This is a genomic window from Isoptericola halotolerans, from assembly GCF_045689585.1.
In the GTDB taxonomy this organism is placed as follows: Bacteria; Actinomycetota; Actinomycetes; order Actinomycetales; family Cellulomonadaceae; genus Isoptericola; species Isoptericola halotolerans_B.
Genome location: NZ_CP140108.1, coordinates 3,762,383 through 3,783,419, shown reverse-complemented (window position 1 = coordinate 3,783,419; position 21,037 = coordinate 3,762,383). Strand labels below are relative to the sequence as shown.

Below are 21,037 nucleotides of genomic sequence, written 5' to 3'. Positions count from 1 at the left end.
CCGGAACGAGAGAGCCGGTCTCAGGTTGAACGTTAAACGTTTCGGTTCCGCCGTTCGGGGCGACCGTCGGGGCAGGATGTTAGCGATCACATCACGGGCCACGACGACGTGGCCCCGAACCAGGAGGAGTGAAGGATGAAGAGGTCCAGAGCCCGCCTCGCACTGGGAGTGGCCGCCGCGCTGGTGCTGGCCCCGGTGCTCGCGGCACAGACCGAGGCGCCCGCCGTCGCCGACGACGGTGTCAACCTGGTGAGCAACGGAGACATGGAGGACGGCACGAACGGCTGGACGGCGTTCGGTGACGGTGCGGTGGAGCCCGGCTGGTACCCCGTCCACGACGGCAGCATGGCGCTGCGGTCCATCGGCCGGAGCGCCTCCTGGAACGGTCCGGCCCAGGACGTGACCGCCGCGCTGTCGAACGGAGCGACCTACTCCACGAGCGTCTGGATGCGGACGGAGACCGGGACCCCCGACGGCAAGGTCACGCTGAGCGTCACGGCGGGCGGCACGACCGACTACGTCACGCTCGCCCAGGGCGGCGTCAGCTCCGGAGGCTGGACGGAGCTCACCGGCGAGGCCACCGTGTCCTGGCCGGGGTCGCTCGAGTCGGCGACCCTGTACGTCGAGACGACCAGCGGCACCGACGACTTCCGCATCGACGACGTCCGCGTCGCCGGCGGGACGGGCGGGGGCTCCACCTGCGAGCTGCCGTCGTCGTACGACTGGTCCTCGACCGGACCGCTCGCACGGCCGGGCCCGGGCTGGGCGTCGCTCAAGGAATTCACCACCGCCCCGTACGACGGCGGTCATCTCGTCTACGCCACCACCCACGACTTCGGTGACTCGTGGGGCTCGATGAACTTCGACGTCTTCGGGGACTGGTCCCAGATGGGGTCTGCGGCCCAGCACGGCATGCAGTCCTCGACCGTGGCGCCGTCGCTGTTCTACTTCGAGCCCGATGACACGTGGGTGCTCGCCTACCAGTGGGGGCCTGGCCGTTCATCTACCGCACGTCGGACGACCCGACGGACGCGAACGACTGGTCGCAGCCCAGCCCGATGTTCACCGGGTCCATCCAGAACTCCGGCACCGGCCCGATCGACCAGGCGCTCGTCGCCGACGACACCCACATGTACCTGTTCTTCGCCGGCGACAACGGCAACATCTACCGGTCCCGGATGCCGATCGGGGACTTTCCGGGGAACTTCGGGTCGTCGTACGACGTCGTCATGAGCGACACGACGGACAACCTGTTCGAGGCCGTCCAGGTGTACACGGTCGACGGCACCGGCGAGTACCTCATGATCGTCGAGGCGATCGGCGCGAACGGCCGCTACTTCCGTTCGTTCACCGCCGACAGCCTCGACGGGCAGTGGACGCCGCAGGCGGCCACGGAGGCCGACCCGTTCGCCGGCCGCGCCAACAGCGGCGCCACCTGGACGGACGACATCAGTCACGGTGAGCTCATCCGCACCAGCGCCGACCAGACGATGACGGTCGACCCGTGCAACCTGCAGCTGTTGTACCAGGGTCGCGACCCCGGCTCCGACGGGGTGGACTACGGCCTGCTCCCGTACCGTCCGGGTCTGCTGACGTTGCGGGACTGACCTCCGGCACGGTGGGCGCGGGCGGCTCCGGCCGCCCGCGCCCGTCAGAGCGCCAGCTCGACGGTCGGGATCGCCGCGTCACCGTGGGACAGCCGCCGGGCACCGCGCGGCAGCTCCGCGCGCGACGTGCGGTGCTGCGTGGCGGCGTTCGCCACGCCGTAGGCGCCGACCCAGCGGGAGTCCACCGCGCCGTCGGTCACGAGCGGCACGTGCAGGCGGCGCAGCCGACCGCTGTCCTCACCACCGTCGCTGCCGTCCGGCTCCCAGGCGACGACGTCCTCGTCGGGTCCGATGACGAGCACCTCCTCGACGGCGCGCCCCTGGTCGTCCAGGCGCCGGGCGGGAGCCTTGCGTCCGCCGCGGCTGGACTTGCGGCTCGAGGCCTTCTCGACCGGGTGCATCACGCCGGTCGAGTCGGTCCGGGCGACCAGCTTGTAGACCATCCCGCACGTCGGCGCACCCGAGCCGGTCACCAGGGAGGTCCCGACGCCGTAGACGTCCACCGGTGCGGCGGCCAGGCCGGCGATCGCGTGCTCGTCGAGGTCGGAGGTGACCACGATCTTCGTCTCGGTGGCGCCCAGCGCGTCGAGCTGCTCGCGCACCTCCACGGCGAGCGCCCCCAGGTCGCCGGAGTCGAGCCGCACGGCTCCCAGCCCGGGGCCGGCGGCCTCGACGGCACGCTCGACGCCACTGGTGACGTCGTAGGTGTCGACCAGCAGCGTGGTGCCGGGCCCGAACGCCTCGACCTGGGAGGCGAAGGCCGCACGTTCGTCGTCGTGCAGCAGGGTGAAGGAGTGCGCGGCCGTGCCGATCGTGTCCAGGCCGTAGCGGAAGCCCGCCTCGAGGTTGCTGGTCCCGGTGAAGCCGGCGACGACGGCGGCCCGGGCGGCGGCGACGCCGGCCTGCTCGTGGGTGCGGCGCGAACCCATCTCGAGCACGGGCCGGTCGACGGCGGCGCTCGTCATGCGGGACGCAGCCGAGGCGATCGCGGAGTCATGGTTGAGGATCGCGAGCACGAGCGTCTCGAGCAGCACGGCCTCGGCGAAGGTGCCCTCGACCTGCAGCACGGGGGAGCCCGGGAAGAACGTCTCGCCCTCGGCGTAGCCGGTGATGGTCCCGGTGAACCGGTAGCTGCGCAGGAAGTCGAGGGTGCGCTCGTCGACGACACCCGCCTGCTCGAGGTAGGAGAGCTCGGTGTCGCCGAACCGGAAGGCGGGCAGCGCCTCGAGCACCCGGCCCGTGCCGGCGACGACGCCGTACCGACGCCCCGCGGGCAGCCGGCGGGTGAAGACCTCGAACACGCAGTGCCGGTGCGCGGTCCCGTCGGCGAGCGCCGCCTGCAGCATCGTCAGCTCGTACCGGTCCGTCAGCAGCGAGAGCGACGGTCGCAGCGTCGGCAACGGCGCGGCCGGCAGCGACAGCGGGGAGACGAGGGACTCGGGCGACGAGGCCCCGTCGCCCCGGTACGCGTCGTTCATGCCCCTACCGTAGGGCGCGGCAGGCCCGGGAGCAGCATGAGCGGCGCGTGTCCCCCTACCCTGGTGCTGTGGTGACGACGATCTCGGCGACGCAGGAGGACACCCGCACCGAGGAGGTGTCCCGGCTGGCCGACCCCTGGGTGACGATCGTCTGGAACGACCCGGTCAACCTCATGAGCTACGTCGCCTACGTGTTCGAGAGCTACTTCGGCTACCGGCAGGCCAAGGCGCAGAAGCTCATGATGCAGGTGCACCACGAGGGCCGGGCCGTCGTCTCGACGGGCCCCCGCGAACGGATGGAGGTCGACGTGCAGGCGATGCACGGCTTCGGGCTGTGGGCCACGATGCAGCAGTCCGGGGCCCCGGGCACGGGCGGTCCGTCAGGTGCGGGGGAGGACGCGTGACGCCGTTCCGTGCCACGCCCGCAGGATTCGTCGCGCACTGGGAGCCGGTCGAGCGCGAGGTGCTGGCACGGGTCGCCCGCGACGTCGCGGGTCTGCTGAGCGCCGACGCCGGCCTGCCGGACGAGGTGACGGAGGAGGCGGTGGCGTTCACCGGCGTGGCGCGGGTCCCGCGCGACCCCGCCGTGCAGCGGCTGCTGCCGGACGCCCACCGCGAGGACGCCGACGTGGCCGCCGAGTTCCGGCACCTGACGCAGACCGACCTCGCGGCGGGGAAGCTGACGCGGCTGCACCACTTCGCCGACACGGTCGAGGGCGACGGCGAGGTGCTGGTCACGCGCGAAGCGGCGCAGGACTTCGCCGGGGCCCTCACGGACGTGCGCCTGGTGCTCGGCGAGCGTCTCGGCCTCGACGACGACGCCGATGTCGAGCACCTGCACCACGAGGTGCTGACGGGGCTGGGCGTCGTCGAGGACGGCGACACCGGTGCGCCGGGCACCGACCCGGACGCCACGGACGCCGCCGGGCTGGACGCCGAGCAACGGTCCTACTGGGGCGGGGTGTTCGTCGCCGCGGGGTTCGCCCAGGAGTCCCTCATGGACGAGATGCTCGCCGAGCTGCGCGCCGGCCGCGGCGGATCCTGAACCGGGGCGCCGTCGTCGGCCGGGGACCTGTGGCCCTCACCACGCGTGTCCCGGCTCACGAACCCGGTGATCAGCGCCGTGCGCCGATAGGCTGCCAGCCGTGAACGACGCCCCCATCGGGATCTTCGACAGCGGGGTGGGCGGTCTGACGGTCGCCCGCTCGGTGCTCGACCAGCTCCCGCACGAGCAGCTGCACTACATCGGAGACACGGCGAACGGCCCCTACGGGCCCAAGCCGCTCGCCGCCGTGCGCGCCATGGCGCTCGCGGTCATGGACCGGCTCGTCGACGACGGTGTGAAGATGCTCGTCATCGCCTGCAACTCCGCCTCGGCCGTCGCGCTGCGCGACGCCCGCGAGCGCTACACGGTGCGCCGCGGGATCCCCGTGGTCGAGGTGATCCTGCCGGCCGCCCGCCGCGCCGTCGTCGCCTCCCGCTCCGGGCGCATCGGCGTCATCGGCACGAAGGCGACCGTGGACTCCCTGGCCTACGACGACGCGTTCGCCGTCACCCCTGGCCTGCAGCTCACGAGCAAGGCGTGCCCCGAGTTCGTCCGGCTGGTGGAGGAGGGCACGACGTCGGGCCCCGAGGCGCTGCAGATCGCCGCCGAGTACCTGGCGCCGGTCAAGGCCGCCGGCGTCGACACCCTCGTGCTGGGCTGCACCCACTACCCGCTGCTGACCGGGCCGATCTCGTACGTCATGGGGCAGGACGTCACCCTGGTGTCCTCCGCCGAGGAGACCGCGATGGACGTCTACCGCAAGCTCGTCGCGCACGACCTCGAACGTCCGCTCGACGCGCCCGCGCCGGCCCACCGCTTCGCCACGACGGGCGACCCGCAGCAGTTCGAGCACCTCGCGCGCCGGTTCCTCGGGCCGGAGGTCAACCTGGTGGAGGTGGCATGAGGCTCGTGCCCGTCGGCGTCTCCGGATCCCTGCCCGGCCCGGACTCGCCCGCATCCAGCTATCTGGTCCAGGCCTCGGACGGCGAGCGGGACTGGAGCGTCGTGCTCGATCTCGGTTCGGGCTCGCTCGGCGCGCTGCAGCGCTACGTCGACCCCCTCGACGTCGACGCCGTCGGGCTCTCGCACCTGCATCCAGACCACTGCGCCGACCTGTCGGGCCTGTACGTGTACCTGCGCTACCACCCCGAGCGGGGCTCGCACCGCACCGGTGTCCCGCGGCGGCTGGCCGTGCACGGCCCGACGACGTCCCGGGAGCGGGCCGCGGCCATGTACGGGCTGACACCCGGCGAGGACATGGACTCCGAGTACGACTTCCGGAGCTGGCAGCCGGGCCGGTCGGTCCAGGTCGGTCCGCTGACCCTGGAGCCGTTCCCGGTCTGGCACCCGGTCGAGGCCTACGGCATCCGGGTGACCGGACCGTCGGCGCGACGGCCGGGGGAGCAGGCCACCCTCGTGTTCTCCGGCGACACCGACTACTGCGACTCCCTCGTCCAGGGTGCGCGCGGCGCGGACCTGCTGCTGTGCGAGGCGGCGTTCACGGAGGGACGGGACGACGGCGTCGCCGGGATCCACCTGACGGGCCGGCGTGCCGGTCGGGTCGCCGCCGAGTCCGGGGCCGGACGTCTGCTCCTGACCCACCTGACGATCTGGACCGATCCGGCGGTGCCGCTCGCCGAGGCCCGTGGCACCTATGCGGGACCGCTGGACGTGGCCGTGCCGGGCGAGGTGTACGAGCTGTGAGCGCGCTCGGGCGTCGTGGCGCGGCGGCTGCGCTGGCGGGCGACGTGGCCTGCGTGGTGGCCTTCACCCTCATGGGTACCTCGAACCACGGCTCCGGGGGCTCGCTCGAGCACGTGCTCGCGGTGGGTGCGCCGTTCGTCGTCGCCCTGGCCGTGGGCTGGGTGGTGTGTCGCGCTTGGCGATCTCCCTGGCGGGTGTGGCCCGTCGGCGTCGTCGTCTGGTTCACGACGGTCGTCCTCGGCCTGGCGCTGCGGCCGCTGTTCGAGGGCGGCTTCGCGTGGTCGTTCGCGCTGGTGACGGCCGGTTTCCTCGCGATCACGATGCTCGGCTGGCGGGCGATCGTGTCCTTCGTCGCTGTGGGTATGGGATCGACGGCCCAGCGCGACGCTGGACCGTAGATTCCCTACCCACAGCGCACGGGGTGGGTCAGAGGGCCTCGGCGATCATCGGGGCCAGGGTGCGCAGCGCCTTGCCGCGATGGCTGATCGTGTTCTTCTCCTGAGGCGTCAGCTCGGCCGACGTGCGCGTGCCCGGCCGTCCCTCCGGGCCCGGCTCCTGCTCGGCGGGCACCAGGATCGGGTCGTAGCCGAACCCGTGGGCACCGCGCGGTTCGCGCACCAGCACGCCCGGCATCTCGCCCATCGCCACCTCCTCGCGCCCGTCCGGGGTGACCAGGGCCGCCGCGCAGACGAACGCCGCGCCACGGTGCTCGTCGCGCACGTCCCCGAGCTGGGCCAGCAGCAGACCGAGGTTCGCGACGTCGTCGCCGTGGCGACCCGCCCAGCGTGCCGAGAAGATCCCGGGGGCGCCGCCGAGCACGTCGACGCTGAGCCCCGAGTCGTCGGCGACGGCGGGCAGCCCGGAGGCCGCGGCGAGCGCACGCGCCTTGATGAGGGCGTTCTCGGCGAACGTCAACCCGTCCTCGACGGGCTCGGCGGCACCCAGGTCGCCCGCGGTGACGACGGCGCCGGCGGGCAGGGTGTCCAGCCCCGGCTGCGTGCGCAGGATCGCGAGCAGCTCGACGAGCTTCTTGCGGTTGTGCGTGGCCAGGACCATCCGGGCCGACGACGGGACGTCCGCGCCTGCGAGGGTCATGCTCAGAGCTCCTGGGCGAGCGCCGCCTGCTGCAGCGCCGTCAGCTCGGCGGTGCCGGCGGTGGCGAGGTCGAGCAGAGCGTCCAGCTCGGCGCGGTCGAAGGGGACGCCCTCGGCGGTGCCCTGCACCTCGACGAACGCCCCGGAACCGGTGGTCACCACGTTCATGTCGGTCTCGGCGCGCACGTCCTCGACGTACGGCAGGTCGAGCATGGGGACACCGTCGATGATGCCGACGCTCACGGCGGCGACCGAGTCGGTGAGCACCTGCTTGCCGCCCTTGACGTGCCCGTGGCGGGCACCCCAGGCGACCGCGTCGACGAGGGCCAGGTAGGCGCCGGTGATCGCGGCGGTACGGGTCCCGCCGTCGGCCTGCAGCACGTCGCAGTCCAGCACGATGGTGTTCTCGCCCAGCGCCGTGATGTCGACGACGGCGCGCAGCGACCGGCCGATCAGCCGGGAGATCTCGTGGGTGCGGCCGCCGATCTTGCCCTTGACGGACTCGCGCTGGCTGCGGGAGTTGGTGGCCCGGGGGAGCATCGCGTACTCGGCCGTGACCCAGCCCTCGCCGGAGCCCTTCTTCCAGCGCGGCACGCCCTCGGTGAACGAGGCGGTGCACAGCACGCGCGTCTTGCCGAACTCCACGAGGACGGAGCCCTCGGCGTTCTCGCTCCACCCGCGGGTGAACGACACGGGTCGGAGCTGGTCGGGCGTACGGCCGTCTTCGCGAAGCGTCATGCCGCACACCCTATCCACCGCCGAACAGGAACCTGGTCCCGCTTTGGGCCACGAATACGGGACGAGGCTCCTGTTCGGCGGGTGTCACATGCCGAACCGGCGGCGCAGCTCGCGGGCGTGCCGCCGCGACACCTCCACGCGCGAACGCTGCCGGTCCGCCATCACCACCACCAGTGCCCCCTGGAAGTCCGGCACCAGCTCGCGCACGTGGTCCAGATTCACCAGGTACGAGCGGTGCGCCCGGAAGAAGTGTCCACGCAACCGTCGCTCGAGCTCGTTGAGGGACATCGTCACGAGGAGCCGCTCGTCGGCCAGCTTGAGGTAGGAGTACCCGCGCGCCGCGCTGGCGTACACGATCGACGCCCCGTCCACGAGCACGGTGCGCCCGTCCTTCTGCACCGGGATGCGCACCAGCGGGTCGACGCCTCCCCGCGACGGCGAGTCTGCCGTGCCGGCCGAGCTCGCGGTGCCGGCGCCCGGGCTCGCGCCGTCCGACGACGGAGCCGAGGCCGCGCTGGCCGCGACGGATGCCGACGCCGCGCCGTCGTCGGCCAGTGCCCGGTCGAGGGCACGCCGCAACCGGTCCGCGTCGAACGGCTTGAGCAGGTAGTCGGCCGCGGCGAGGTCGAACGCGTCGACCGCATGGTCCGGGTAGGCCGTGGTGAAGATGACCTTCGGAGGGTCGGGCCGGTCCCGCAACGCCGCGGCGACCTCCAGACCGGAGCCACCGGGCATGCGCACGTCCAGCAGCACCAGGTCGTAGTCGAGCGACCCCAGCAGGAGCAGGGCCTCCTCGCCGTTCGTGGCCTCGCCCACGACCTGGACCTGCCCCACCTCCTCGAGCAGGTAGCGCAGCTCGGCCCGTGCCGGGGCCTCGTCGTCGACGATCAGGGCCTTGGGTCGCATCGCGCGTCACCTTAGCGGGATCTGGAGGTCCACGGTGGTCCCCTTGCCCGGGGTGGACGCGACGTCGAACGAGTACCGGTCGCCGAACAAGGAGTCGAGGCGCTGAGAGATGTTCCACAGGCCGACGCCGGAGTGCCGGGGACCGGCGGTCCCCGGACGCTTGCCCGCGAGCAGACGGTCCAGGACCTCCGGTGCCATGCCGGCGCCGTCGTCGCTGACGCGGATCGACGTGGTCCGCGTCAACGGGTCCACCCGGGCGCGCAGCTGCACCGTCCCCCCGGTCACGGAGTCCGCGATGCCGTGCTTGACGGCGTTCTCCACGATCGGCTGGATGACCAGCACCGGCACCCGCGAGGTCAGCACCTGCGGGTCGAGGTCGTAGCGCACGCGCAAGCGGTCGCCGAACCGCGCCTGCTCCAGCGACACGTACGTCCGCACGAAGAAGTACTCCTGGCTGAACTCGGCGAAGTGGCCGTCCTGGCGCACCGCGTACCGGAAGAAGTCGCTCAGGCGCAGCAGGAGCTGGCGCGACTCGTCGGGGTCCGTGCGCGACTTGGAGGCGATCGTGTTGAGGATGTTGAACAGGAAGTGCGGGTTGATCTGGGCCCGCAGCGCGTCGAGCTTGGCGTCGGAGGCCAGGTGGCGCTCGCGGTCCATCTCCGCGAGCTCCAGGTGCAGCGACAGCATCGAGGCCATGTCGTCGACGAGCACGCGCGGCGCCGGCTCGTCGTGGACGCGGTAGACCTTCAGCGTGCCCACGACCCTGTCGGCTACGGCGAGCGGGGCGACGACGGCGGTGCGCAGCGGGCAGTCGGGCTCCGGGCAGCCGATCCCGTCGCGGGCGTGCATGACGACGGTGCGCTTCTTGTCGAGCGCCAGCCGGGACACGCGGGTCTGCAGGGTGCCGCCCACGTGGTGGTGGTCGGCACCCGGCCCGACGAAGGCGAGCACCTGCTCCGTGTCGGTGATCGCCACGGCGTCGCCGCCGAGCAACGGCTTGATGAGCTGGGCCGTGCGCCGGGCGGCGTCCGCCGTGAGCCCGTTGCGCAGCGGCATCGACCGACCGGCGGCCGCGATCGTCAGCCCGTCGCGCACGCCCCGGGGGTCGCGCGGGCGGGACGGCCGCCACGACCGGCGGGAGGCCGCGGCGGTGCCCCGTGCTCCACCGCGTGGCCCGCCCCGTGGCCCCCGCAGCGCGGAGGGGTAGCCGAGGACGACGACGGTGCTCACCACGAGGCCGGCCGCCAAGGTCGGCAGCACGCCGAGCGGAGGGTCGACGAGGACCTGCGTGGCGAGGTAGACCACCGCCCAGGCCGCCGCGAGGACACCGGCGAGCAGCCGGCTACCCCCGCGCACGGCGTGCTCCCCGTGCCCAGCGCGTGGTGCGCGGTCCCCGTGCCGCGGCGCGGCGTCGCCTGTTCTCCGCCAGCACGAGGCGGGCGAGACGTTCGGCGTGCCGGTCGGCGGCGGTGCCGTGCATGACCAGCCAGGACCTCTCGACGTCCGGCGGCGGGACGGTCCGGCGGGAGACGAGCACCGTGACGGCGGCCGCCAGCGGGGCCGCCACGAGCGTGGGTGTCACCAGCGCCTCACGCAGGAGGCCGCCCGCGGCGAACAGCCCGGCGGTGAACATGCTCACGGCGACCACCATGCCGGTGGCCATGCCGGCGACGGCTCCTGCCGCCGTCGTGCGGGGCCACCAGATCGCCAGCAGGAAGACCGGCGTCAGCGCGGAGCCGGCGATCGCGAACGCCCAGGTGACCATGGTCGCCACGATGGACGGGGTGGCCGCGGTGAACGACTCCGGCCGCATGACCAGGCCGAGGCCCGCCGCGGCGCAGGCGGTGGCCAGGGTGGTGACCCGGCCGGCCAGGACCGCCTGCCGCTGGGTGGCGCGCGGGTTGATGTGCCGCTCGTAGACGTCGTGCCCCCAGGAGGCCGCCGCGGCGAGCAGCAGCCCGGCGATGGTGGACATCACCGCGATGAGGGCGCCGGCGGCGATCACGCCGAGCCCGGTGTCGCCGCCGTAGATGCGGCCGAGCACGGGCAGGGCGTGCTCGGGGACCTGCAGCACGCCGTCGACGGTGAGCTCCGCGAGCCAGGGGTGGTCGGCGACCGCGCTCGGGACGATCTCCCGTGCCGCCGTGCCGAGCATGACGGCCAGCGAGTAGAAGACGCCGGCCAGGCAGAGCACCCACACCGTGGTGGTGCGGGCGGCGGCGCCGGTCGGCGACGTGAAGTAGCGGTTCATGACGTGCGGCAACCCCGCGGTGCCCATCGCGAGGGTGATGATGAGCGCGAACTGGCCCAGGCCGCCGTAGCGGGCGCCGGGCTGGCCGAACACGGCGGGCTCGTCGGGGTGCAGGGCGTTCTCCTCGGAGGCGAGGCCCCCGTCGGTGGCGGGGTTCTCCAGCGGGGTGCTCGACAGGTCCGCGACCGCGTCGCCGTAGTGGAAGCCCGCGCCCACGACCGTCGCGGCCAGCCAGATTAGTGCGCCGAGCAGGAGCAGGAACTGCACCGCCTGCGTCCAGGTGGTCCCCCGCATGCCACCGAACGCGACCAGCCCCGTGACGACGGCCGTCGAGACGAGGATCCCGGTCGCGTAGGGGGACAGCCCGAGGACGCCCGACCCCACGAGCAGCTCCCAGGTGATCCCGGAGCCCACGGTCTGCGGCACGAGGTAGGACAGGATGACGAGCTGGACCACGCCCACGGCGACCAGACGCACCCGCTCCGAGCCGAGGCGACGTCCGAGGAAGTCCGGGATGGAGAACTCCCCGAACCGACGCAGCGGTGCTGCGACGAACAGCAGCACCGGGATGAAACCGGCGGCGAAGCCGACCGCGTACCAGGCGCCGTCCAGCCCGGTGGCGTAGACGGCCGCGGCGACCCCGAGGAACGACGCCGCAGAGAAGTAGTCGCCGCAGATGGCCCAGGCGTTCGTCGCCACCCCGACCCGCTGACCGGCCAGGTAGAAGTCGACGGTCGACGCCCCGCGCGGACGCATCACGACGGCGACGACCGTCAGCGCGGCCAGCACGACCGCCAGGGTCAGGGCGCTGGAGGTGGTCACGGCGCCTCACCGGTCCCGTCGAGCCCGACGTCCGCCGGGTCGTCGCGGGCGTCGCCCAGCATGCGGTGCTCCACGGCGGACGAGAGCCGGGCGACGGCGACGCCCAGCGCGGCGAAGAAGACGTAGAGGCCGAACGCGGCGACGAGGAACCCGGGGCTCATGCCGCCCGCGAGCCGGGCCTCGGACCACCAGTCCAGGGTCAGCGTGAGCACGGGGAAGGCGGCCACGGCGAGGAGGAAGACGACGAAGTAGCCGACGGCCACGCGGCGCAGCGTGCGGAAGGTGGCGTCCACCTCTGCGGGAGTGTGCCGAGCGTCGACGTCGTCGTCCATGAACGAGCACCTTACGGAGCGCAGGTTCCCAGCAACAGTGCCGGCCCGTGTCGTGCGCCCGGCGAGACGCGGTTCACGACGGCGGCGCGACCGCGGGCGTCCGGACGAGGCGGACGCCGGTGGTGAGGAGGATGACGGCGCCGCCGAGGACCATGACGAGCCCGATGCCCGGCATCGCCTGTCCCCAGGCGTCGGTCGCCTCGCTGACCTGGACGAGCCGCAGGAGCTGCCAGCCGGCCACGAAGGCGACACCGCCGCCGGCGAGGAAGCTGTGCGACACGGCGACCCAGCGGCGGGGGATCAGGGCGCCCGCCACGGCGATGAACCCGCCGCACAGGGTGAGCTGGCCGGGGCCCGCCAGACCGTTGATGTTCCCGAGGGGCGTGAGGACCCACGGCAGCATGCTCCCGACGATGACGGCCAGGGCGCCGACCAGCAGGCCGACGCTGCCGGGGTGCAGGATCTGCTTGCGCGGCTTTCCGGCTCGGCCGCCCGCGCGGAGCAGGTTGCCGAGGGGCGTGCTCGTCGTCGAGGCCATGGGCCCGACTCTAGGCGCGCTGCACCTTCTCTCGACCCCGCCGGTCGGTGAGCGGTGCGGTTCGTCCGGCGAGCGGTCGATCAGGCGGCGCGAGCGGTCGGGCCGCGTCGTCGTGCCGGTCGCAGGTCTCCCGCCGCCGTTCGCGGGACCGTCCGCGCCGTCGGGAGACCAGGCCTTGTGACCATCATGAACGGTGCGATTCGCTCACCCGGTGGGACGTATGCCGGGCGACGGTGCCCGGGAGTTCGCGACGAAGGGAGCGTCCGATGACGGACAGCGTGCACGAGAGCTCGTCAGATCCAGGGCCACCGGTCAACGGCTGGCGGCAGGAGTACTGGAAGAAGAACCTCCGGCTGATGGTGGTGCTGCTCAGCATCTGGTTCGTGGTGTCGTTCGTCTGCGGGATCCTGCTGATCGAGCAGCTGAACACCATCGTGATCCTCGGCTTCCCGCTGGGTCTGTGGTTCGCGCAGCAGGGATCGATCTACACCTTCATCATCCTGATCCTGGTGTACACGCTGCGCATGGACCGGCTCGACGACGAGTACGGCGTCGCCGAGCGTGACGGAGAGGGGAACCGGCTGTGAGCGAGATCCAGGTGTGGTCCCTCGTCTTCGTGGGACTGTCCTTCGCTGTCTACCTGACCATCGCCTGGCGCAGCCGGGTGAAGGAGACCAAGGGGTTCTACGTGGCCGGCCAGGGCATCCCCGCCGTGGCCAACGGCGCGGCCGTGGCGGCGGACTGGATGTCCGCGGCCTCGTTCATCTCCATGGCCGGGCTCATCGCCTTCATGGGGTCGGACGGCTCCGTGTACCTCATGGGATGGACCGGCGGCTACGTGCTCCTCGCGCTGCTGCTCGCCCCCTACCTGCGCAAGTGGGGCAAGTTCACCGTCCCCGAGTTCGTCGGGGACCGGTACTCCGAGTACGTGCGGCTCATCGCCGCGGTCGCCGCGATCATCGTGTCGTTCACCTACGTGGTCGGGCAGATGCGCGGGGGCGGCATCGTCTTCAGCCGCTTCCTCAACCTGTCCATCGAGGGCGGCGTCGCCGTCGCCGCGGCGATCATCTTCCTCTACGCCGTCCTCGGCGGGATGAAGGGCATCACCTGGACCCAGGTGGCCCAGTACACGGTGATGATCGTCGCCTACCTCATCCCGGCGTGGACCATCGCGCAGAAGATGACGGGCTTCCCCGTGCCGCAGGTGACGTTCGGGCAGATCCTGGCCGAGCTCGACGCGCTGAGCGAGAAGTTCGGTCTCGCCCAGTACACCGAGGCGTTCGCCGCGCGGCCGCAGCTGGACGTGTTCCTCGTGACGATGTCGCTGATGATCGGCACGGCCGGGCTCCCGCACGTCATCATCCGGTTCTACACGACCAAGTCGGTGCGCGGGGCGCGGTTCTCCGCGTTCTGGGCGCTGTTCTTCATCGGCCTGCTCTACACGACCGCTCCGGCGGTCGGGGCGTTCACCAAGCTGAACCTCATGCAGTCGGTCGACGGCGTGGCCGTCGCCTCGCTGCCGGCGTGGGTGAACAACTGGGCCGCGACCGGACTGGTCACCGTCTCGGACAGCGCGTCGACGATCACCTCGCTCAGCAACGACCCCGAGTCGGGTGCCGACCTCATCGTCAACAACGACATCCTCGTGCTGGCCACCCCGGAGATCGCGGGTCTGCCCGCGCCGATCGTCGGGCTGGTCGCGGCGGGCGGTCTCGCGGCGGCGATGTCGACGGCGGCCGGCCTGCTGCTGGTCATCTCGTCCTCGGTCTCGCACGACCTGTACTTCCGGGTCGTCAAGAAGGAGGCCTCGGAGTCGCGGCGCCTGCTCGTGGGCCGCATCGCCATGGGGCTCGCCGTGGTGGTCGCCATCTACGGTGGCATCAACCCGCCGGCGTACGTGGCTCAGGTGGTCGCGTTCGCGTTCGGGCTGGCGGCCTCCACCTTCTTCCCGATCCTGGTGCTGGGGATCTTCTGGAAGCGCGCCAACGCGATCGGTGCGGCCTCCGGCATGATCTCCGGCCTGGTGTTCACGGCGTCGTACATGATCTACACGCTCGACGTGTTCGGGACGTCCGCGCACGAGCACGTCCTCGGCATCTCCCCGGAGGGCATCGGTGCCATCGGTGCGCTGGTGAACATCATCGTCACCGTGGTGGTGTCGAAGCTCACGGCGCCACCTTCGGAGCACGTCCAGGAGATGGTGGAGGGGATCCGCTACCCGGCGGCGCGGAAGCAGGTGACCGCTGACGAGTAGTCCTGGGTACGGACGGGGCTCCCTGCTCCGCGCGGTCGCGCTCACGGGCGCTGCGCGCCCTCCGCTTCCGGTCTGACGACCGCGCGGAGCAGGGAGCCCCGTCCTTCTGTCCTTCCCGCGGTCGGAGCGGGCAGGCGAGAAGAGGGCGTGCGGCAGAGGAGCGGGCGCGGGGTACGTAGGGTGGTCCGGTGCATCTCGTCGCCTCCGACCTCTCGTTCGGCTACCCCGGCCGGCCCGTCCTGGCGGGCGTCGACCTGCGGGTGTCCGACGGCGTGCGGCTCGGCGTCGTCGGGGAGAACGGCTCGGGCAAGTCGACCCTCCTGCACCTCCTCGCGGGCGACCTCGTGCCGTCGGCCGGCGAGGTGCGCCGCAGCGGTTCGGTGGCGCTCGTGGAGCAGGAGCTCACCGTGCCGTCCGGGCTGACGGTCGGCGACCTGGTCGACGCCACCCTGGCGGACCTGCGCCGCCTCGCGGCCGACCTGGAGGCCGCCGCGGCAGCCTTCGACCACGACGCCGGTGACCTGCGCGAGCTCGGTGACCTCCTGGCCCGGGTGGAGCACCTCGCCGCGTGGGACGCCGACCGCCGCGTCGACGAGGCACTGACGCGGCTCGGCGCGGTCCGCGACCGTGACCGGCGCCTCGCGACACTGTCCGTCGGGCAGCGGTACCGCGTGCGGCTCGCCTGCCGCCTGGCCGAGCGCGCCGACCTGCTCCTCCTCGACGAACCCACCAACCACCTCGACGACTCCGGCCTGGAGTTCCTGACCGAGACGGTGGTCGGGTGGCACGGCGGCGTCGTGCTCGTCACCCACGACCGCGAGCTGATCGACGACGTCGTCACCGCCGTCTACGACCTCGACCCGTCGATGGACGGCGTCCCGGTGCTCTACGGGCAGCCGGGGTACCTGTCCTACCGGTTCGCGAAGAACCAGGCGCTGCAGCGGTGGAAGCAGCGCTACCGCACCGAGCAGCAGCGCGCCGCCGAGCTCGCGTACCGGCTCGACCGGTCCTACGAGGGCCTCTCGGACGAGTGGCGCCCGCCCAAAGGTTCCCAGAAGCACCGCCGGGGGACGCGCGCCCGCATCCACGTCAAGGCCGCCGACCGTCTCGTCGAGAAGCTGAAGGCCGAGGCGGTCGACGTCCCGCCCCCACCGCTGGAGCTCGCCTTCCCGGACCTGCCCGCACTGTCCGTCGGCTGGGACCCCGCCGAGCCCCTCGTCGACCTGCGGTCGCCGCGCGTCGAGGCGCCCGACGGCGGGGTGCGGCTCGACCTGCCCGGCACACGGCTGGCCGTCCCGCCGTCGGGCCGGCTGCTCGTCGTCGGACCCAACGGCACCGGCAAGTCGACGCTGCTCGGGGCGTTCGCAGGGACGCTGCCGCTGGCCCGTGGCACGAGGACGTCCCGCGACGGCGTGCGGATCGGTGTCGTCGGACAGGAGGGCAGGGTGCCCGACGGCAACGCCGACGCCCAGCGCTCGTCGGAGTCCGGTCTCGACGCGTACGCGGCCGAGGCGCTCGCCCTGCTGGACCGCGGCGAGCTCGATCCCGACCACCTGGTCCCCGTGGCGGCGCTGGGCCTGCTCACCGAGGACGAGCTCGAGCGACCCCTGCGCGAGCTGAGCGTGGGGCAGCGGCGACGGTTCGACATCGCGCTCGCGCTGCTGCACGCACCGCACCTGCTGGTGCTGGACGAGCCCACCAACCACCTGTCCGTGGACCTCGTGGACGCGCTGACGATCGCGTTCGAGCGGACTTCGGCGGCCGTCGTCGTCGCCACCCACGACCGCCGGATGCGGGTCGACCTGTCCGACTGGCCGGTCCTCGAGCTGGGGTGAGCGCTACCTCGACGGACCGTGCGCTACCTCGCGGCGGGGTCAGTCGAGGCGTCCGACGTGGGCCATCGCCTGGCGCACGAGCGTGCCCTGGCCGTTGACCATCTCCGCCTGCACGGTGTCGCTGCACGCCTCCTCCGGCGTGAGCCAGGCGAGGTCGAGGGCGTTCTGCTGGGGCCGGCAGTCGCCGTTGACGGGCACGACATAGGCCAGCGAGATCGCGTGCTGACGAGGGTCGTGGAACGGCGTGATGCCCGGGGTGGGGAAGTACTCGGCGACCGTGAACGGCTGCGGCGACGTCGGGACCTGAGGCAGGGCGACGGGGCCGAGGTCCTTCTCGATGTGGCGCAGCAGCGCGTCGCGCACGCGCTCGTGGTAGAGCACCCGGCCGGTGACGAGCGCACGGGTCATGCTGCCGAGCGGGGTGGCACGCAGCAGCAGGCCGACGGAGACGACGTCGCCGGACTCGTCGACCCGCACGGGTACGGCGTCGACGTACACCAGCGGCAGCTGGGCCCGGACGGCGGCGATCTCCTCGGGTGTCAGCCATCCGGCCTGCCCGGTGGGGTGCTCGTTCTCGTCGTCCGGTGGGAACTCGGCGGTGTCGGTCACCCTTCGTTTCTACCAGCCCGACGGCTGTCGCGGCCTGCGCTGGTGCCCCGGTCGCGGTGACGTGGGACACGCTCGGCCCGCGGTCGCGACGAGCGGTGGAATACCTGGGCGCGTGCGGGCGCTGTGCCCAAGAGGCAACCCCCACGAGAGGACTACGCATGGCTACCGTCGAGCTCACCGACACCACGTTCGAGCAGGCGATCAAGGACAACGACATCGTGCTGGTCGACTTCTGGGCCTCCTGGTGCGGCCCCTGCCGCCAGTTCGCGCCCGTGTTCGAGGCGTCGAGCGAGCAGAACACCGACGTCGTGCACGCCAAGATCGACACCGAGGCCCAGCAGCAGATCGCCTCGGCCGCCGGGGTGACCGCGATCCCGACGCTCATGGCGTTCCGCGAGGGCGTGCTCGTCTTCAACCAGGCGGGTGCGCTGCCCGCCCCGCAGCTCAAGCAGGTCGTCGACGCCGTCAAGGGCCTCGACATGGACGAGGTGCGATCCCAGATCGCCGCCGCGTCCAACGGCGAGCAGCAGGGCTGAGCCCTTCCCGCACGACGCAGCGGCCGCCGCCGGACCTCGGGTCCGGCGGCGGCCGTCGTGCCTCCTGCAGGGGCCCGAGGACCTGATTCAGGAGAACGGGAGGCTGAGCGACGACGCCGCTCCGGTCGCGACCGTGGGACTGCCGCTGCCGAGCACGCTCCACAGCTCGACGCGCACCGTGCCGCCGTCGAGATCACCGAGCACACCCTGCGACGAGGTCAGCCGCCCGGTGGCCGTGTAGGTCTCGTCGCCCGGCACGGGGTCCGTCGCGAAGTACGCGTACGTCTCGGTCCGTTCAGGGTCGCCGTCGCCGTCCAGGTCGTAGGTGACACGCGCCTGGACGGCCAGCCCGACCTCGGTCCCGGCGTCGACGGCGAACGAGAACGCCGTGTCCTGCCCGGTGTGCGCCGCCGTCAGCCCGGTCGCCTCGAAGACGGCCGGCTGGTGCGGGGTGCCGTCACGGTTCTGGCCGCCGGCGCCGGCCAGCTCGACGCGCCCGTCGGTGCCCGCGGCGGCGTCGAGCGTGCCGCCCTGCCCGAGGTGCCGCACCGGCTCGAAGTCCCCGGGCTCGGGGTCCGGCGTGGGGTCCGGGTCCGGCGTCGGGTCGGGGTCCGGGCCGGGGCCGCCCGGCGCACCGCCGCCGGACCACTGGTGCGCCCCCGTCGCGACCGTCGTGCCGGCGGGCACCTCGACGGCCGTCCCGTCGGAGAACGTCACGGTCAGGGCAACCGCGGTGACGTTGGCCGCCACGTACGTGCGCCCCTCGTCGCCGTCGAACGCCGCCGCGAGCGCATGGTCCGCGCCGACGTCGTCGGCCACCGTGCCCAGGGAGGCCAGGTTGGCCACCCAGTGGAACGTGTGCGCGGGTGTCTCGCCCTCCTCCGGCTCGAACGACGAGGACGTCAGCAGGTCCAGCGCCCGCTGCCCGTCGCCGAGCGCCAGATAGCTCCACAGGATGTCCTGCCACACCGTCGGCGGGCCGCCGTTGACGGCCTCGAGATGGTCGTACGCGCCGCGCACCGTGGACGGCGAGTCCCCGAGGTACAGGTGCGACCCCGTGATCGGCAGCGTGTTGATGCCCTGGATCATCTCCGGCTCGGCGCTGAACCACGTGGAGTAGGCGCCGCCGTCGCCCCAGACCATCCCGACCACGGGGTGCTCGAACTCGTCGGGGTAGGAGGTACCGTCCACGTCGAACCAGTAGCGCTGGATCGCGGCCGCCTGCGTCGCGTACAGGTAGGCGCCGGCGTCGCGGACCTCGTCGTCGCCCGTCGCCTCGCCCCACTGGACGAGCGCACCGGCGAAGTTCATGCCCTCCGAGCTGGACTCCTGGTTGTTGCCGGCCGCGAACGCCCCGTGGCCGGAGGCCCAGTCGTGCCCGGCGTAGACGTCGAAGTCGCGTAGGTACGGGAACCGCGTCTCGTCACGGTCGTAGCCGTTCGCGTCGCGGATGAGCAGGTCCACCATCGGCCCGTAGTCGGCGGCCCACTGCGGGTCGAACCGGGCCAGGGTGGCCGCCGCGGCGACGTAGTAGCCGTAGTGGAAGTGGTGGTCGTTCAGCTCGGTGTCCGCCCCGTACGAGGCCGGGTAGCCGATGAGGGTTCCCCAGCGGTCGTCGTAGCCGAAGACCTGCTCGGTCTTGCCCGGCGTGGCGGTGAACCAGTCGGTGAGGACGTCGCGCACGGCGTCGAGCGCCTCGTCGCGCTGGTCGGTCCGGCCGAGCTGGTCGGCGATCTCCACGATGCGGGTCGCCCGGCCGAGGGCCTTGCCCGTCCAGTAGGTGTCCGCCTGGCGCTGGTCGAGCGGGTCGCCGACCTCGTCGAGGTAGGCCTCCAGGGTGGCGCGGTCGGCGCCGGCCGACGTCGCCACGGCCGGGAGCTCGGGCAGGACCCCGCCGTAGGGGGTGGTCGTGGTGAACTCGGTGGCGTCCGTCAGGACCACCATGTCGCCGCGCGGCGAGACGTAGGTGGGGCCGCTCGGGGAGGCCCCGGTGAGGTGGGCGCTCTGGTGCGGGTACAGCGCGGCGACCGTGCCGCCGTCGGGCGCTCCCGGCCAGGGCGTCGTCTCGAAGGTGTAGGTGGTGCGCACCACCGAGTCGTCGACGTCGTAGGTGTAGTCGGCGCGTGTGCCGGTGACCGGGGTGCGGCCGGCGGCGGTGTAGTCGTCGACCAGCGCGGCGCGCTCCGCCACGGGGACGTCGGGCAGGACGGCGACGGCGTAGCGGCCGGTGGGCGCGGTCGCGGACGTGCCGCTCACGGACCACGGGACGCCGTCCGGGGTCACGGCGAGGTAGTCGGCACCGCCGACGCTCACCCCGAGCCGACCGGGCTCGTCGAGCCAGACCTCCGGGGTGCCGGCGAACGTCAGCTGCGCGTCGCCGCCGGTCGCCTCGAACCAGGCGACCGGCAGGCCGTGGCCGATGGTCGCGCGCAGGGACTGGTCGCCGTCGTCCCACACCGGGGTGACGGTCCAGTCGGTCCAGTCGGCGACGGCGACGTGCGGGGCGTCCATCCCGACGACGCCTGCGCGGAGGTCCTCGGTGTACGGGTAGTGGTACTCGCTGACCCCCGCGCCGCTGCCGCTGATGGCCGCCTCGGTCGTGTAGGAGATGCCGAGACCGCCGGTCGAGGGCAGGTAGGAGGCCGGGTGCGCGTGCAGGGGTGCGCTGAAGGAGCAGTCGAACACCTTGTACGCCAGCGACGTCCACCAGTCGTTGGTGGGCAGCGGGGTGTCGGGCGCGTCGTCGGTGACGAAGGCGCGCGGGTCCGCCTCCACGGCGTCGCACCCCTGGGGCGTGGGGCCGACCGGGTCGGTCGTGTAGCTGCCCTCGCCGACGTCCACGACGTCGGCGGAGGCGGGCGGGGCCACTGCTGTGACCGCGCCGCCGGCGATCAGGGCGAGTGCTGCGACACGGGCGGTCCGCCGGTGTCGCGCGGGTGGTGAGGGGGTCATCGTTCACCTCGCGGGTCGGTCGCTCCGGCAGGCGCTCGCGAACGGACCCTGCGGCCGACGTCCTTGCCGGCCCCGATCAGGAGCGTGGAAGCGATCCCAACACCTTGGCGGAAAAAGGTGACACGTGCAACCTCGGATCGTGCCGACGTGCTGGCTCCCGGTGCGCGAGGCGGGACTCGAACCCGCACGTCCGAAGACACTGGGACCTAAACCCAGCGCGTCTGCCTGATTTCGCCACTCGCGCGTGCGCCCCGAGTCTACGACCGGGGCGTCACATCCGGATTCTTCGGATCTCGGGTCGTCCGGGCCTGCGGTTCCGCTGCGGGCGAGTGCCTC

19 protein-coding genes, 1 tRNA gene and 1 pseudogene are annotated in these 21,037 nt (G+C 72.6%); 10 read left to right on the top strand and 11 right to left on the bottom strand.

The window, feature by feature from the left end:
- Positions 1–135 precede the first annotated feature (135 nt).
- Positions 136–1,607 (top strand): annotated as a pseudogene (locus UQW22_RS17820) (non-reducing end alpha-L-arabinofuranosidase family hydrolase).
- A 44-nt stretch (positions 1,608–1,651) separates the two neighbouring features.
- On the opposite strand, the gene UQW22_RS17815 reads toward UQW22_RS17820, so the two are convergent.
- The gene (locus tag UQW22_RS17815; protein ID WP_407318512.1) at positions 1,652–3,085 is read right to left on the bottom strand and encodes a nicotinate phosphoribosyltransferase; all 1,434 of its coding nucleotides are present in this window, start codon (positions 3,083–3,085) and stop codon (positions 1,652–1,654) included.
- 68 nt (positions 3,086–3,153) lie between these two features.
- On the opposite strand from UQW22_RS17815, the gene clpS reads away from it, so the two are divergent.
- The 5 genes from clpS to UQW22_RS17790 all read left to right on the top strand — a co-directional run bounded on the left by clpS (position 3,154) and on the right by UQW22_RS17790 (position 6,232).
- Entirely contained in the window at positions 3,154–3,489 is a 336-nt protein-coding gene (gene clpS / locus UQW22_RS17810) for an ATP-dependent Clp protease adapter ClpS (RefSeq protein WP_407318510.1), read from the top strand.
- Entirely contained in the window at positions 3,486–4,130 is a 645-nt protein-coding gene (locus tag UQW22_RS17805) for a DUF2017 family protein (protein WP_407318509.1), read from the top strand. The genes clpS and UQW22_RS17805 overlap by 4 nt, the downstream gene beginning before the upstream one ends.
- A gap of 100 nt (positions 4,131–4,230) precedes the next feature.
- Positions 4,231–5,034 carry a glutamate racemase gene (gene murI / locus UQW22_RS17800; RefSeq protein WP_407318508.1) on the top strand — a complete coding sequence of 268 codons (804 nt, stop codon included), beginning with the start codon at positions 4,231–4,233 and terminating at the stop codon, positions 5,032–5,034.
- Positions 5,031–5,834 (top strand): MBL fold metallo-hydrolase, encoded by an 804-nt coding sequence (locus UQW22_RS17795; protein ID WP_407318507.1) that lies wholly within the window; start codon positions 5,031–5,033, stop codon positions 5,832–5,834. The genes murI and UQW22_RS17795 overlap by 4 nt, the downstream gene beginning before the upstream one ends.
- A complete protein-coding gene (locus UQW22_RS17790; RefSeq protein WP_407318505.1) occupies positions 5,831–6,232 on the top strand; it encodes a DUF3054 domain-containing protein in 402 nt (133 codons plus the stop codon). The genes UQW22_RS17795 and UQW22_RS17790 overlap by 4 nt, the downstream gene beginning before the upstream one ends.
- Positions 6,233–6,260: 28 nt before the next feature.
- Here UQW22_RS17790 and rdgB read toward each other — a convergent pair whose 3' ends face one another.
- The 7 genes from rdgB to UQW22_RS17755 all read right to left on the bottom strand — a co-directional run bounded on the left by rdgB (position 6,261) and on the right by UQW22_RS17755 (position 12,515).
- Positions 6,261–6,929: an RdgB/HAM1 family non-canonical purine NTP pyrophosphatase gene (gene rdgB / locus UQW22_RS17785; protein WP_407318504.1), complete on the bottom strand. Its 669-nt coding sequence runs from the start codon at positions 6,927–6,929 to the stop codon at positions 6,261–6,263.
- Positions 6,930–6,931: 2 nt separating this feature from the next.
- Complete coding sequence (rph, locus tag UQW22_RS17780; protein ID WP_407318503.1) at positions 6,932–7,666, bottom strand: ribonuclease PH; 735 nt, start codon at positions 7,664–7,666, stop codon at positions 6,932–6,934.
- Positions 7,667–7,750: 84 nt separating this feature from the next.
- Positions 7,751–8,572: a LytR/AlgR family response regulator transcription factor gene (locus UQW22_RS17775; RefSeq protein ID WP_407318501.1), complete on the bottom strand. Its 822-nt coding sequence runs from the start codon at positions 8,570–8,572 to the stop codon at positions 7,751–7,753.
- 6 nt (positions 8,573–8,578) lie between these two features.
- Positions 8,579–9,928 (bottom strand): sensor histidine kinase, encoded by a 1,350-nt coding sequence (locus UQW22_RS17770; RefSeq protein ID WP_407318500.1) that lies wholly within the window; start codon positions 9,926–9,928, stop codon positions 8,579–8,581.
- Positions 9,915–11,645, bottom strand: a complete 1,731-nt coding sequence (locus UQW22_RS17765) for a cation acetate symporter (RefSeq protein WP_407318499.1) — start codon at positions 11,643–11,645, stop codon at positions 9,915–9,917. The genes UQW22_RS17770 and UQW22_RS17765 overlap by 14 nt, the downstream gene beginning before the upstream one ends.
- The gene (locus UQW22_RS17760; protein ID WP_407318497.1) at positions 11,642–11,977 is read right to left on the bottom strand and encodes a hypothetical protein; all 336 of its coding nucleotides are present in this window, start codon (positions 11,975–11,977) and stop codon (positions 11,642–11,644) included. Before UQW22_RS17760 ends, UQW22_RS17765 begins: the two co-directional genes overlap by 4 nt.
- Before the next feature lie 73 nt (positions 11,978–12,050).
- Positions 12,051–12,515, bottom strand: coding sequence for a hypothetical protein (locus tag UQW22_RS17755; protein WP_407318496.1), 465 nt, complete (start codon positions 12,513–12,515; stop codon positions 12,051–12,053).
- A gap of 266 nt (positions 12,516–12,781) precedes the next feature.
- Between UQW22_RS17755 and UQW22_RS17750 the strand changes: the two genes are divergently transcribed.
- From UQW22_RS17750 to UQW22_RS17740, 3 genes are all read left to right on the top strand, one after another.
- A complete protein-coding gene (locus UQW22_RS17750; protein WP_407318495.1) occupies positions 12,782–13,102 on the top strand; it encodes a DUF4212 domain-containing protein in 321 nt (106 codons plus the stop codon).
- A complete protein-coding gene (locus tag UQW22_RS17745; protein ID WP_407318494.1) occupies positions 13,099–14,769 on the top strand; it encodes a sodium:solute symporter family protein in 1,671 nt (556 codons plus the stop codon). The genes UQW22_RS17750 and UQW22_RS17745 overlap by 4 nt, the downstream gene beginning before the upstream one ends.
- A 188-nt stretch (positions 14,770–14,957) precedes the next feature.
- Positions 14,958–16,604 carry an ATP-binding cassette domain-containing protein gene (locus tag UQW22_RS17740; protein ID WP_407318493.1) on the top strand — a complete coding sequence of 549 codons (1,647 nt, stop codon included), beginning with the start codon at positions 14,958–14,960 and terminating at the stop codon, positions 16,602–16,604.
- A gap of 39 nt (positions 16,605–16,643) precedes the next feature.
- Here UQW22_RS17740 and UQW22_RS17735 read toward each other — a convergent pair whose 3' ends face one another.
- Entirely contained in the window at positions 16,644–17,213 is a 570-nt protein-coding gene (locus UQW22_RS17735; protein ID WP_407318492.1) for an NUDIX hydrolase family protein, read from the bottom strand.
- Between the two features lie 158 nt (positions 17,214–17,371).
- Here UQW22_RS17735 and trxA point away from each other — a divergent pair, with 158 nt between their 5' ends.
- A complete protein-coding gene (gene trxA / locus UQW22_RS17730) occupies positions 17,372–17,749 on the top strand; it encodes a thioredoxin (protein ID WP_407318491.1) in 378 nt (125 codons plus the stop codon).
- Between the two features lie 87 nt (positions 17,750–17,836).
- On the opposite strand, the gene UQW22_RS17725 is transcribed toward trxA, so the two are convergent.
- The gene (locus UQW22_RS17725) at positions 17,837–20,701 is read right to left on the bottom strand and encodes a glycosyl hydrolase (RefSeq protein ID WP_407318490.1); all 2,865 of its coding nucleotides are present in this window, start codon (positions 20,699–20,701) and stop codon (positions 17,837–17,839) included.
- Positions 20,702–20,862: 161 nt separating this feature from the next.
- A tRNA-Leu gene (locus UQW22_RS17720) sits at positions 20,863–20,945 on the bottom strand.
- Between the last annotated feature and the right edge of the window lie 92 nt (positions 20,946–21,037).